The organism is Candidatus Stoquefichus sp. SB1 (assembly GCF_001244545.1).
GTDB lineage: Bacteria > Bacillota_I > Bacilli_A > Erysipelotrichales > Coprobacillaceae > Stoquefichus.
In genome coordinates this window covers 691,967-705,509 of sequence record NZ_LN852696.1, presented here as the reverse complement: position 1 = coordinate 705,509, position 13,543 = coordinate 691,967, and the positions used below count along the sequence as shown (strand labels likewise).

Here is a 13,543-nt window from a genome sequence, read left to right as displayed (position 1 = left end):
TCAATAACATTAATTCTTCCTTTTTCATTATTATACAAAAATAAGAAACCATTAAAGAAATCAACTTATATATTTTTATTATGACAATCTACCATTAGAACTACATGTTAATCTGACAGTTTCGTTAATAGTCTTCGTACATATTCCTAAAAAAGTATACTCTTTAGCTGTAGTTGACGCAATAGCTGTAGCACCAGAGCTAGAACTTGTTTTATTACTTAATTTCCAATTACTTGCTGGACAAGTTGTTGTAATAGATGAACTTGTACAAGTAGCACTACTTCCTGTGTATGTAAAACTCCCCTCAACTTGAACACTCCGTAAAATCTTACCATTTGAATCTTTATAAGTACTTGTTTTTTTACCACTTGTTGATGATGCTCTTGTAAAATGACTATCTTGTTCTAAACTTATCTCGATATATGATCCATCATCATAAATAGTGTCAATATAACCATCATTTATTACTGTTGTTTCATATGCAAATAAAGTATTTATATTTGATAAGACATACTACACTACAACTATACTTATTATTATTTCTTCATATTCTACTCCTAATCTTGTTCTATGATAACTTCTTCAGTAATGATTTTTTGTTCTTGAACCTTTTGAATAGTGATTAATTCTAAAACAGATATAATAGATAAACCAATAATTAATAGAGTACAAACAATAATAGATACTCTTTTTAGGACTTTTTTAGTATTCATCTTATTAATAATGTATTCATTATCACAATCTTGAATATATGAAATCATGACATCTTTTGGTAATCCCATTTGTTTCACTAAATCTTCATAAGTTAAATTTTCATTTTCAACCAAATGACTTTCAACACTATTCTGAAATCTTTTCAAAAACTCTTTTTCTTTATCTCCAATAAATGGAAATACTTTCTTACAATCCTTTAAATATTTTGTAACATCATTATTCATCATATTTCCCCTCCCACAGCATAATGCTATTAATATTATCAATTGTTTGAAGATATTCTTCATATAAGTCTTGAAGATATTTTTTACCTTCAGGTTCAATATGATAATATACACGTGTTAATCTCTTCCCAACTAATACCTTTTTATCACTGATATATCCATTATCCATTAATCTATATAAAACAGGATACATAGTTCCTTCTTTAATCTCTATTTTTTTATTGGATAATTGACTGATTAATTGTGTAATTTGATAACCATAGCAATCTTGTTGATCTATAATTTTTAATAACAACATTTCTAATTTAAAGAAATTATTTGCTGGTCTAGACATATGCACCTCCTATTTCTTATTATAAATATATATAATTTTAATTTCAATACATAGAATTAAAATGTAATTATTTACAAACGTACGAAAATCATATATACTAAAAATAGATAAGAAAGCGTTTACAATAGATTGCTTGATGTGTTATTAATAAGTCTTTTTAACCAGGTGAAATAGACTTTTAGAAAATCGTTTGAAAGGAGAGCTCATTTATGCCTAATTTTATTTATATTTGGATAGGTGTGATTATTTTAGTTGTTGTTTTTCTATTGCTTATAGGTATATTAATTAAAAAGAAAAAATAAGGGAGGAGTTTTATTTATGAAAAACAAAAAAATTTCTGTAACTATTTTACCAAGGTTATTTATATCGAGTTTTGGTTTGTATCCAACAACAACAGATAATTTAAAATATTATATTACTAGTCAATTAGTACAAAGTCATAGTAATTTAATAATCAGATATAATAAAGCAATAAAACAAAGAATTTTTCTAGTGAAACAAATTTTAAAAATAAAATTAATTCAACATTATCAACTGGATATATTGAATTTCATATGAAAAGATCAGATTTTTATTTTTCTGTTTCACTCATTTCATTTATTCTTTGTCTAGGATTTTCAAATAAAGAAATAACGACAATTTCTGGATATTTCTATTTTTTAGAAAATGAATCTAATCTATTAATACAATTATCTGCATTACTACTATTTTTCACAATAATCTTTTTATGCATAATTATTTTCCAAGAAACAAAAAAATTATTAAAAAAAACTTAAATTAATCAATATCTATAAGTTTGCACCAAAATTTAAAGAAAAGCATTTCATATATACATTTGTATGATTTTGAAATGCTTTTTAAATACATTATTTTCTATTATATATAATCAACTATCTAAAATACATCTATAATTGCATGGGTTCATGAGAAACCTCAAATCATAAGGGATAAGAGGCTTTTTATCTATTCGTTTAAGACAATATATCATATACTAAATAGAAACTATGTAAAGGAAGTGATAATATGAATAGTTTCTTTGAAAATAATTCACAACAAAATAGAAATTGTGATGCTTGTCATTGTTGGTATCCAAAAAACAATTGTTGTCCTCCTATTATTGTTAACTGTGCAACAGGACCAGTCGGTCCTACAGGACCTCAGGGAATTCCTGGCGTTACAGGAGCAACGGGAGCAACGGGAGCAACAGGTCCAACTGGGCCTACTGGTCCTCAAGGAATTCCTGGTGCCACAGGTCCAACTGGTTCCTCTGGAATAACGAATCAGTCATTTGCATCGTTTGCCAATTATGCAATGCAATTTGCAAACAATGAGACAATCCCCTTATATCCTTCAATTGTAGATCCAACCCAAAATATTTCTCCACTTGATATCAAAAGAATCCAATTACAACCTGGATATTATCTCATTAATTATGAAGCAAGTGCACTTTTAGCTACTGATGGTTATATGCAAATAACCCCTTATTACCTTTCAGCAGCTCATATTGAATTTGGGATATATTCACGTACAGGATTAGCTAAAGAAACAGCTGAGGGAAGTTGTACTTTCATGATTCAAGTAGAGACACCAACAGTTTTTAGTCTCACTTTTAGTTCAAATACTTCTCATACTGAAGGACAAGTCACTCTCACAATTCTCAAACTCGAAAACACTTAAACAACAGAGATGATATTGCATGATATCATCTCATTTTTAAAATGAGTGATGAATCATTACATTCCCCAAAACAATATATGAAATCTAATTTCATTCATATGAAATACATGATAAAATAAAACAAAAGGAGTGATGATGGATGATTAAAGAATTATTTGAAACAACCCCATTAACAAATCAAGAAAAACGTATTGTTGAATATATTCAACAATTTCCTGAATGTATTATTAATCATAATGCTAAAGAATTAGCAGAACTTACTTCTGTGAGTTCACCAACAATTATCAGATTAACGAAAAAACTTGGTTTTGATGGATATCTAGATTTTCAATTAACTTATGTTAAAGAATATAATTTACATCATCAAAGTAATATTCAATTATCACAAGATAGCTCCATTGATGATATTATTCAGGCTCTACCACAAATATATAATCATGTATTTATAGAAACACAACAATTAATGAAAAAAGAAACATTTATAAGAACAATTAATTATATGTTACAGGCAAAACAGATTGATTTTTATGCTAATGATAATAATTATTCTGAAGTTCAATCTGCCTGTTTAAAATTAAATACGATTGGGATACATGCTCAAGCTTTTAATACTCTTAGTCAACATTATGTTGAAACATTTAAAGCTCAAGATGTTTTATCATTTGTTGTGAGTCATTCAGGTAAAAACCAGACAATGGTTGATGCTGCTTATTATTTACGAAAAAAGAGATCAAGAGTCATTGCGATTACTGGAATTCTTGATCCAACATTATCATTGATCTGTAATGAAAGTTTATATATTGATGCTTCTTTGCATCATTTGCCTAGTAGTATCATGTTATATGGGTTATCTATTCATTACATACTAGATATATTAATTATTACACTCATGCAAAAAAAGATAAAACTCCCATATTAATAAGAACACAAATGAATTGTTATCATATATTATATTGGTGAAATATATGATAACAATAAGTGTTTGTATGATTGTCAAAAATGAAGAAGATGTATTAGAAAGAGCACTTTCTTCTATTCAAGATATTGCTGATGAAATCATTATTGTTGATACAGGTTCAACTGATAATACGAAATCAATTGCTAAAAAGTATACACAAAAGATTTATGATTTTGAATGGTGTGATGATTTTTCTAAAGCAAGAAATTATTCTTTTTCTAAAGCAACTCAAGATTACTGTATGTGGTTAGATGCTGATGATGTCCTATTAGAGGATGATCAAAATGAATTGAGAAAATTGAAAGCAACATTGTCTCCTGATACGTCTGTTGTTATGATGAGATATAATACAAATTTTAATGAAAATGGTCAACCTACTTTTACTTATTATCGTGAAAGACTGTTAAGAAGAATAGATTGTTTTCAATGGGTTGGATTTGTTCATGAGGTTATCAGTCCCAGCGGAAAAATTGTATATAGCGAAATTGCTATTACACATCTTAAAATGAAATCTAATCCTCATCGTAACTTAAAAATATTCCAAAAGAAGCAAGCTGAAGGTGTTTTATTTTCTCCCCGTGAAATGTTCTATTATGCAAGAGAATTGTATAACCATGAATACTTTGATGAGGCTATTGCTGAATTCAAAAGATTTTTAAATTCACAAAAAGGCTGGAAAGAAAATGCTATTTCTGCCTGTCAGTTTTTAGGATACTGTTATTATCATAAAAGAGAAATGCAGGAAGCCATTCGTTGGCTATTAACGAGTCTATGCTACGATCTTCCCCGTGCTGAAATATGTTGTGACCTTGGCAAATATTTTTTCGAACTCAAATGTTATGAACAAGCTATATTTTGGTATATAACTGCTCTATCATGCCAAAGAAATGATCAATCTGGAGCATTTATATTGCCTGAATGTTATGATTATATTCCTTATATACAGTTATGCTTATGCTATGATGCAATTGGCGATCATGAAACAGCCCGTTTTTATAATGAAATGGCTGGTCAATGTAAACCTAATGATAAAGCTTACCTCTATAACAAGCAATATTTCAATAAAATCCTTTAGGATATTTTAAACCTATTTTTGATACTCATTATCAAAATATAGGTTTTTTTATATATCATTTCTTTTATTAAAAATGATGCACATGAGGAGTGATAAATCCATAGAGCACCTTTTTATTTGTGCATATATTATTTTAGAACAATGAAAGGAGGTGAAAACAATGAATAATTTTTTTGAAAATATGTGTAACAATATGAATACAATGAGTCATCAAAACAATTGTCAAAATAACTGTCAAAATGAATGTAACTGTCACGGTTGTATGTGGTATCCTGGTAGCCGATGCTGCCCTCCTATCATTATTAATTGCGCAACTGGAGCAACTGGGCCAACAGGACCCAGAGGTCCAATGGGCCCACAAGGATATCCTGGTCCTACTGGAGAGATAGGGCCTATCGGTCCTCAAGGTATTCCTGGAGATATTGGACCAACCGGCCCCATAGGCGTAACAGGTGCAACTGGTCCTACTGGACCTAGAGGAGAAACAGGGGCTAGAGGTGCAACTGGACAAATAGGTCCAACTGGAGCTAATGGTGCAATCGGACCAACTGGACCAACTGGCAAAACAGGAGACACAGGTCCTATTGGGCCAACAGGCATTGGAATCACTGGACCAACAGGTGCAATCGGACCAACTGGCAAAACTGGAGATACTGGACCGACTGGGCCAACTGGCGAAACAGGCGAAACTGGTCCAACAGGAGCAACTCCAACTGTCACAATTGGACCGACAATTACTTCGGAGCCAGGTAGTGAAGCTGATGTTTTTTATCATGAAACGACGGATGGAATCGAACTACAATTTGTTATACCACGTGGTGATACTGGTCCAGGTGGCGGTGGCAATATTACCACATATGGTGGTAAATATAGTGATATTCCTATGACACTCTCACTTGTTCTTGGTTCACAAGAAATTCTTCCTTTAACAGTAGATATGCCTTCGTTGAATGTGGATTTAACTCCTACTGATGCATTAAGAGTATTTGAATCAGGTGTCTATGAAATTAATTATATGTTCAATGCATCAGCATCTATTGGTGCTTCATTAAATTTAGCTGTTCGACGTAATGGAATGCTTATTCCTAGTACAGAAGAAAATCATTTATTAGCTGTTGCTACACAATCCATTTTTTCTGGTAGTGTTATTGAATTTTTAGATGCTGGGGATATGATAGATTTAGTTGTCTCATCAGCTGTTGATTTAACACTCACATTAGGAGTGGGAGTAACAACAACTTTAACTTTAAAAAAACTAAGTGATTAAAAAATGCTTAACAAAATATTTTCTCTCTTATGATTATACCAATGTCAAATTATCAATATTAATTATAAAACAAAGAAACTGTCACTTTGCAAGTGTACAGCTTCTTTGTTTATTTTTATCTTTTATATACATAACAATATATTCTCTATAATTATTTATCTTAATCCAAATTCTCACCATTAGAAGCAATAACTTTTTGATACCAATAGAAAGAATCTTTACGATATCTCTTCATACTTCCTTGTCCTTCATCATTAACATCTACATAAATAAATCCATATCGTTTACGCAGTTCACCTGTTGAAAAAGAAACCAAATCAATACAACTCCACATTGTATATCCTATTAAATCAACACCTTCTTCAATTGCTTCTTTCATCTTTTGTATATGTTTTTGATGATATTCTATTCTATATGGATCATGAATTGTTCCATCTTCTTCTAATTGATCAATCGCTCCCATACCGTTTTCAACAATCAATAATGGGATCTGATAACGATCATACAATTCATGCAAATAGAACTTTAATCCAGTTGGATCAATTTGCCATCCCCATTCTGTAGCATCTAAATATGGATTTTTTGCTCCTAATGATAAATTTCCATTAGTTAGTTCTGTTTTATCCTGATGTGTTGTTGCACAACTTGACATATAATACGAGAAAGCAAAGAAATCTGCTTTTCCTTCATTTAATATCTTTTTATCTTCTTGAGATACATGAAGTTGAACACCATATTCATCAAAAACTCTTTGACTAAATGATGGATACTTTCCTCTTGCCATAGTATCTCCAAAGAAATAAAAATTATCTTGCATTTTCTTTTGTGCTAGATGGACATCTTGAGGATCACATGTAAAAGGATAAACACATTGACCAGCAATCATACAACCAACTTTATAAGTTTGATTAATTTCATGAGCCATTTTCACAACCTTTGCAGCAGCAACCATTTGATTGTGTGATTCTTCAAAAATACGTTGTTTATCATCTTGAGTCATTTTAGGATTCCCATCCATAAACATCTTTAAGACATTTAATTCATTAAATGTAATCCAATATTTAACCAATCCCTGATATTCTTGAAGACAAATACGATTAAATTCAACAAATTCATCAATTAATAAACGATTTGACCAACCGCCTAAATCAGTAACATAAAATGCTGGCATATCATATTTATACATTGTGACAATAGGTTCAATTTGATATTTTTTTAACTCTTTAAATACATCTCGATAATATTCAATGCCTTCTTGATTGACACCACCATCTATACCATGAGGCAAGATTCTTGCCCATGAAATCGTTAAATTGAGTGCTTTAAATCCCATTTCAGCAAGCATTGCAATATCTTCTTTATAATGATGATAAAAATCTGATGCATAATGATTAGGATAATTTTCACCCTCTTTTAATATATACTTAGCACCTTTAGGCAATTGTCCACTATACTGCATCACTTGACCAATTTGACCATCTTCTGTTTGATAATAAGCATATCTTAACTTATTCTTATTTCCACCTAAATAATAATCCGGTTCAACTGGTGATTTTCCACCTTCATTCCAGCCTCCTTCAATCTGTGTAGCACTTATATCTCCACCCCATAAAAAATTATTAGGAAAACTCATTTCATCCACTCCCTTTTTACATATTTGTTAATATTGTTTTCTTTTTAAATCTATTCCTTGTCATGAATGTCTTCATGTAACTCCATTTATTTCCTTAATCGTATTTTAAAACATACTTTTAATCATTATTTATATTTTGATCTGCTAAAAAGACAACTCCTGCTGACTTTCTTGCATTAGTCGCAATTTTCATAGCTGCTAAACTCTTCTTCATCATTTCATCAGCTTTTTGATAATCTTTATTTTCAATAATCTTAACAAATTCAACAAATTCAAAATACATACGATGTTGCCCATTTTGTTCATTATAAAGGGTCTCAGTATTATCATTTTTAATCACTTTAAAATCAGTAATACCATTAGCCGGTGTCGTCACAAGTATACATCCTTGATCACCTTGAATACTTGTCATAATAGGTGCTTTACAATCTTTTGCACCAATTAAGACTGCTTTAAAGTGACCATAATCTAAGGTGATGATTCCAGAAGTATCAATACCTTTTTCAATATTAGCTTGATATTGAACATTTTGTGGTTCTCCAAATAAAGCAACTAATAAATGAATATTATAGATATTTAAATCCATTAAAGCACCACCAGATTTTGTATAATCAAAAGCTGGTAAAATATTTCCTTCTTTAAATGCATTATAACGTGATGAATATTGAGAATAATTAGCACTTACAATTTTAACATTACCGACTTCATTTAAAAGTTCTTTCATCTTTAAAACATTAGGTAAATATTGTGTTGAAATGGCTTCTAATAAAAGTAAGTGATTGTCTTTAGCTAATTGATTTAATTCTTCTAATTCTTGAATATGTGATGTGAATGGTTTTTCACAAATCACATGTTTATGTGCTTCTAATGCCTGTTTACACATTACATAATGTAAATGATTAGGAACACCTAAATAAATCACTTCTATTTCATCATCTTTTAACATATCTTCATAACATTCATAAGTTTTTTGAACATGATTTTCTTTTGCTAATGCTTGTACTTTTTCATATTCAGCAGGAATAGAAGCCATCGCTGTTAATTCAACACCTTCGACATCATGTATAAAACGAAACAAATCATGAACAATCATCCCACATCCTGTAATTCCTAATTTCATATTATTTAGCCTCCTTTGCTATCTTGGTTGCTTCTTCAATAATTTTTAAGACTTCTACCACTTCTTCATCTTTAACAATCTTTTCTCCATTATTAAAAATAACATCATATAAATTATCATAAATAATGCCATAATCTCCAATTTCAGTAGGCACTTTTTTAGTTACATCATTTCCTTCATCATCAATATAAGATAATGTTCCCCATTTTTCTTCTGGTAATGGATCAAAACTAATTTCAATTGGTCCAGGTTTTGGTTTCAATGCACTTTGATGTCCTAAAGCAGGCATTAAGAAACTTCCTTTTTTACCATGAACAATAAATCTAGGATAATCTAATTTCACATAATAACTTGTTTTGACAATTGCTTTCATGCCATTTTCATAAAAGAAATCAATATCATAGTAATCATCAGAAAGACCAGGATTATCAATACTACGACAATCATAAACAACTTTTTTAGGTTGACCAAATTGTCCGATGATCTGATCAATTGGATGAACTGCTAAACCATATAGAATTCCAAATCCTTGATGTTCCACAATGCTAGGGCGATAATAATCATAATGTGATTCTACTTCCACAATATCTCCTAACACACCAGATTCAATCACTTTTCTGACCGTTCTCATATCTGCATCATAACGTCTATTTTGATTAGACATGGCAACCAAGCCTTTTGATTTTGCATATGCAAAGACTTCTTTTGCTTCTTTGGCTGTCATCGCAAATGGTTTCTCACATAAAACATTTTTGCCATGTTCTAATGCCTGCATTGTATAACTTACATGGAAAGCATCAGGTGTATTCACAACAATTAAATTCACTTCTGAATCATTCATTACTTTATCAATATCTGATGTAAATGTTATATTTGGATACCATGTTTCTCTTTCTTCATCCCCTACTCTATCCTCCTTTCTTCGATAAATATATTTGACCTTGATTGTGTCTTTTCTTCTTTCAACATATGGCAAATGGTAACGACACACACTATTCCCAAATCCAATATACGCAACAACTAACATATTCATTTCCTCCTTTTGATACTCTCATTTTATACGATTTGAGAAAACGATTACACATGATTATTGCGTTTTGAAATTCGATTTCATTAAAACAAAAAGTTAATGAAATTCGATTTCATTAACTTGATTATAATAATAAAATATATAATTACAAATCAAAATAAATCATATTTATTTGGTAAAAGGTTTATAAAGATGCACTCGCATAATAACCATCATGTGTTGCTTGTGCAACTGTTCCAGGACGTTTTGCATCACCAATAACATTAATATCTGAAACAAGACCATAAAACTGATTAACAATATCTAGCCTTGATTGCATACCAACTGCAATAATCACACTTTGTGCTTTTATTTCCTGCTGTACTTTACCATTTTTAACAGTAACTGTCTCATTTTGAATAGAAAGGCATTCAGAATTTATAAGAACTTTTAAATTTTCACATTCAGATAATTTTTCAAGTAACCCTGTTTGAATATGTTCATTAACATTGGAACATAATTGATTACTCTTTTCCACAATAGCCACTTGCTTATCTAAATGACATAATAATTTTGCTAATTCAGCACCAATAGAACCACCACCTACAATTAAAACATGATGAGCAATTTCATCTTGATGTTCATATGCATACAATGCATCCATAACATGTTCTTGCTGAATACCTTCAATATTTAATGGTACTGGTTTCGCTCCAACTGCAATTATTAAACTATCACCAGTTTTTATTTCTTCTTTACACTCAAGTGCATCACATTGTAATCTCACTTCAATATCTGACTTTTGGATTTGCGTTATCAAATAATCTTTATATCTTTTTAAATCCTGTTTACTTTCATCAAACTCAGAACAATACAATTGCCCCCCTAAATAATTGTTTTTTTCCATCAAAATAACCTTGTGTCCTCGTTCATAAGCGGTCAAAGCAGCTTTACAACCCGCTGGTCCTCCTCCTATAATATAGACTTTCTTTACAGTTTCACTTTTATCCAAGTGGACAGGAACATAATCTTCATGTAAATATCTAGGATTCACAGCACAACAGGTAATACTTTTCATACCATAATGCATATCCTTATTTCTAGCGTATTGATTATAGCAATTCATACATCGCAAGCAGGGAACAATATCTTCACTCTTTTCCTGTTTTGCTTTTGTTGTCCAAAATGGATCAGCAATAATTTGTCGTCCAATCACGACTGCATCTGCCTGTTGACTTGCTAGAATACCTTCTGCTTCCTCAGGTGTCATAATAGCTCCTACAACAGCTACTGGAATATGAACCTTTTCTTTAATCTTTTGTGACCATTTGACATTTATTTTATGATCAAAATATGGTGTTGAAGACATTTTGGTCATGGCTTTCAGTTCTCTTTCTAATCCACATGATATATGAACCATATCAATTTTATCTTCTACAAGTTGAATAAAACGAATGATTTCCTCTGGAGGTGTCCCATCTTCAATATATTCAAAAGCACTAATACGCATATCTAATGGATAATTTTCTCCAACTGCCTGCCTTACTCTTTCAATAATTTGTATTGGGAATTTCACTCGATTTTCAAAACACCCACCATATTCATCAGTACGTTTATTAAAATGCGGTGAAAGAAATTGTGTGGGCAACCAACCATGTCCAAAATGTAACATGACCATATCAAATCCATACTCTTTGGCATCTACTGCACCTTTTGCAAAAGCATCAGCAACTTCATTCATCATTTCTTCATCCATCGCTTTGACTTCAACCCCATCTTCACGAATAAATCCAACTGGTCCAATAGCATAATCACCTGACTCAACATAAGCATATTGTCCAACATGACAAAGTTCAAATTCAGCCTTTGCTCCTCTTTGTTGAATTGTCACAACTTGTTCACGAACTTTCTGACTCTCATTCATATTGGCAAAACAATATGGTCCTGGTGCCATTCGTGTTCGTGGTCCAGGTACTGAACCACTCGTTCCACGAATAATCATCCCAATTCCACTTAATGATTTATCTGTTAAACTCCCTAATGGAGCTGATATAATACGATTTGGTATCATCATCTGATTGACTTGCAATGGTTCAAAAAGATGTGGATATTGTTTAGAAAAACTCATCATGTATTCCCCCTTTTATTCTGGGATATCATCAAAACCAATAAAATAAGTGATAGCAGCTGCACCTAAATAAGCAACAACCATTAAGATACACCAAATAAAGAATGTCTCACCTAAAAATAATGGAATACCACCTAAACCACATAATCCCAGTCCCATTGCTTTAACAACAAATGTTAAAGAAAGGGCACCACAAATACCTGACATAATTCCAGGAGCAATTAAAGATTTTTTTGTTGGTAATAATACACCATATAAAGCTGGCTCTGTAATTCCAATCGCACCAATAATTGTAGAACTGAATGCCTCACTTCTTAAACTTTTATTCTTTGTTTTTAAAGCAACCCCCAAGGCGGAACCAGCAACTGCAGCATTTCCAAAACCTAAGATTGGGAAGACAACTGAATATCCAACAGTTGCTAATTCATTTAAAACAATTGGAATAGCTGTTGCTTGATGAATTCCTGTTAAAACAAAATATGGACATGTTGCACCAATAATAAGACCTCCTAGAATCGCAAAATGACTATAGATATATTGAATCCCTTGACCTAAAACTTCTGAAATCACTTGAGCAATTGGAGCCGTTACAACAACCATTATTGGTAAACTCACAATAATTGTAATTGCTGGAATCAATACAGACTTTAACAGTGTTGGAGAAATCTTTTTAGCAAATTTTTCTACCCAATAAACGATTGGCATCGTTAAAAGGATTGGTGTCATTGTAGAAGAATAAGTCACAAGTTTTACTGGTAATCCATAAAAGGATGCAGTTGCTCCTTGTCCTGCTAATTCAATAACAGTAGGATAAACTAATATTCCTCCCAAAGTTGCTCCAATATATGGATTTACTCCCAATTTCTTAGCAGCACTAAATCCTAACAATATAGGTAAAAAGTAATATCCCGCAGTTCCAGCCGCATTAATAAGTTGATATCCATATGTTGTTGCATCTATTTCAATATACGACATCAATGCAAGGATTCCTTGGATGAGTCCACATCCAATTAACACAGGAATAATAGGCTGAATTGAACCAGTAATATAATCAAATACTGTTCTCCAACCAAATTTTTCATTTTGTTTTACTGGAATTTGTTCTTCCTTAATTGTAACAATCTTTGCCAAAGCATCATAAACATCATTACATTTTCCACCAAAAATAATTTGATAAGTATTGTTAAAGAAGGTTGCCCCTTTAACACCATCTAGCTTCTTAATCATATCCTCATTCACTTTATCTTTTTCTTTTACTTCTATACGAACACGTGTAAAACAACTCATAATACTTATAATATTCTCATTTCCACCTACATTTTCTAAAATACTTCTTGCAATTTCATCATAATTCATCTTTCTTTCCTCCTTATTTTCAAAACAAATTTTTTTATTCAAGCATCC

Annotated in this window: 12 protein-coding genes; 5 read left to right on the top strand and 7 right to left on the bottom strand. The window is 31.1% G+C overall.

The window, feature by feature from the left end:
- Nucleotides 1–557 precede the first annotated feature (557 nt).
- Nucleotides 558–941, bottom strand: coding sequence for a DUF6120 family protein (locus BN1865_RS15920; protein ID WP_050638236.1), 384 nt, complete (start codon nucleotides 939–941; stop codon nucleotides 558–560).
- On the bottom strand, nucleotides 931–1,272 hold the full coding sequence (locus BN1865_RS15915; protein WP_050638235.1) for a PadR family transcriptional regulator: 342 nt from the start codon (nucleotides 1,270–1,272) through the stop codon (nucleotides 931–933). The genes BN1865_RS15920 and BN1865_RS15915 overlap by 11 nt, the downstream gene beginning before the upstream one ends.
- 318 nt (nucleotides 1,273–1,590) lie before the next feature.
- Between BN1865_RS15915 and BN1865_RS15910 the strand changes: the two genes are divergently transcribed.
- From BN1865_RS15910 to BN1865_RS15890, 5 genes are all read left to right on the top strand, one after another.
- Nucleotides 1,591–1,830: a hypothetical protein gene (locus BN1865_RS15910; protein WP_050638234.1), complete on the top strand. Its 240-nt coding sequence runs from the start codon at nucleotides 1,591–1,593 to the stop codon at nucleotides 1,828–1,830.
- A gap of 465 nt (nucleotides 1,831–2,295) precedes the next feature.
- Nucleotides 2,296–2,949: a hypothetical protein gene (locus BN1865_RS19020; RefSeq protein WP_050638233.1), complete on the top strand. Its 654-nt coding sequence runs from the start codon at nucleotides 2,296–2,298 to the stop codon at nucleotides 2,947–2,949.
- A 139-nt stretch (nucleotides 2,950–3,088) separates the two neighbouring features.
- Complete coding sequence (locus BN1865_RS15900; protein WP_050638232.1) at nucleotides 3,089–3,868, top strand: MurR/RpiR family transcriptional regulator; 780 nt, start codon at nucleotides 3,089–3,091, stop codon at nucleotides 3,866–3,868.
- 46 nt (nucleotides 3,869–3,914) lie between these two features.
- Nucleotides 3,915–4,982 (top strand): tetratricopeptide repeat-containing glycosyltransferase family 2 protein, encoded by a 1,068-nt coding sequence (locus BN1865_RS15895; protein ID WP_050638231.1) that lies wholly within the window; start codon nucleotides 3,915–3,917, stop codon nucleotides 4,980–4,982.
- 160 nt (nucleotides 4,983–5,142) lie between these two features.
- Nucleotides 5,143–6,249, top strand: coding sequence for a BclA C-terminal domain-containing protein (locus BN1865_RS15890; protein ID WP_050638230.1), 1,107 nt, complete (start codon nucleotides 5,143–5,145; stop codon nucleotides 6,247–6,249).
- Between the two features lie 160 nt (nucleotides 6,250–6,409).
- On the opposite strand, the gene BN1865_RS15885 is transcribed toward BN1865_RS15890, so the two are convergent.
- The 5 genes from BN1865_RS15885 to BN1865_RS15865 all read right to left on the bottom strand — a co-directional run bounded on the left by BN1865_RS15885 (nucleotide 6,410) and on the right by BN1865_RS15865 (nucleotide 13,537).
- On the bottom strand, nucleotides 6,410–7,882 hold the full coding sequence (locus BN1865_RS15885) for a glycoside hydrolase family 1 protein (RefSeq protein ID WP_050638229.1): 1,473 nt from the start codon (nucleotides 7,880–7,882) through the stop codon (nucleotides 6,410–6,412).
- 118 nt (nucleotides 7,883–8,000) lie between these two features.
- The gene (locus tag BN1865_RS15880) at nucleotides 8,001–9,002 is read right to left on the bottom strand and encodes a Gfo/Idh/MocA family protein (protein WP_050638228.1); all 1,002 of its coding nucleotides are present in this window, start codon (nucleotides 9,000–9,002) and stop codon (nucleotides 8,001–8,003) included.
- A gap of 1 nt (nucleotide 9,003) precedes the next feature.
- A complete protein-coding gene (locus BN1865_RS15875; protein ID WP_050638227.1) occupies nucleotides 9,004–10,029 on the bottom strand; it encodes a Gfo/Idh/MocA family oxidoreductase in 1,026 nt (341 codons plus the stop codon).
- Nucleotides 10,030–10,216: 187 nt separating this feature from the next.
- Nucleotides 10,217–12,139, bottom strand: coding sequence for an oxidoreductase (locus BN1865_RS15870; RefSeq protein WP_050638615.1), 1,923 nt, complete (start codon nucleotides 12,137–12,139; stop codon nucleotides 10,217–10,219).
- 15 nt (nucleotides 12,140–12,154) lie between these two features.
- Complete coding sequence (locus BN1865_RS15865) at nucleotides 12,155–13,537, bottom strand: PTS transporter subunit EIIC (RefSeq protein ID WP_232780420.1); 1,383 nt, start codon at nucleotides 13,535–13,537, stop codon at nucleotides 12,155–12,157.
- Nucleotides 13,538–13,543: the final 6 nt, after the last annotated feature.

Excerpts from the sequence above, each read along its gene's own strand:
- BN1865_RS15890 (WP_050638230.1), top strand. The coding sequence starts at position 5,143 with ATGAATAATTTTTTTGAAAATATGTGTAACAATATGAATACAATGAGT.
- BN1865_RS15915 (WP_050638235.1), bottom strand. The coding sequence starts at position 1,272 with ATGTCTAGACCAGCAAATAATTTCTTTAAATTAGAAATGTTGTTATTA.
- BN1865_RS15875 (WP_050638227.1), bottom strand. The coding sequence starts at position 10,029 with ATGTTAGTTGTTGCGTATATTGGATTTGGGAATAGTGTGTGTCGTTAC.
- BN1865_RS19020 (WP_050638233.1), top strand. The coding sequence starts at position 2,296 with ATGAATAGTTTCTTTGAAAATAATTCACAACAAAATAGAAATTGTGAT.
- BN1865_RS15895 (WP_050638231.1), top strand. The coding sequence starts at position 3,915 with ATGATAACAATAAGTGTTTGTATGATTGTCAAAAATGAAGAAGATGTA.
- BN1865_RS15870 (WP_050638615.1), bottom strand. The coding sequence starts at position 12,139 with ATGAGTTTTTCTAAACAATATCCACATCTTTTTGAACCATTGCAAGTC.
- BN1865_RS15880 (WP_050638228.1), bottom strand. The coding sequence starts at position 9,002 with ATGAAATTAGGAATTACAGGATGTGGGATGATTGTTCATGATTTGTTT.
- BN1865_RS15900 (WP_050638232.1), top strand. The coding sequence starts at position 3,089 with ATGATTAAAGAATTATTTGAAACAACCCCATTAACAAATCAAGAAAAA.
- BN1865_RS15920 (WP_050638236.1), bottom strand. The coding sequence starts at position 941 with ATGATGAATAATGATGTTACAAAATATTTAAAGGATTGTAAGAAAGTA.
- BN1865_RS15910 (WP_050638234.1), top strand. The coding sequence starts at position 1,591 with ATGAAAAACAAAAAAATTTCTGTAACTATTTTACCAAGGTTATTTATA.
- BN1865_RS15885 (WP_050638229.1), bottom strand. The coding sequence starts at position 7,882 with ATGAGTTTTCCTAATAATTTTTTATGGGGTGGAGATATAAGTGCTACA.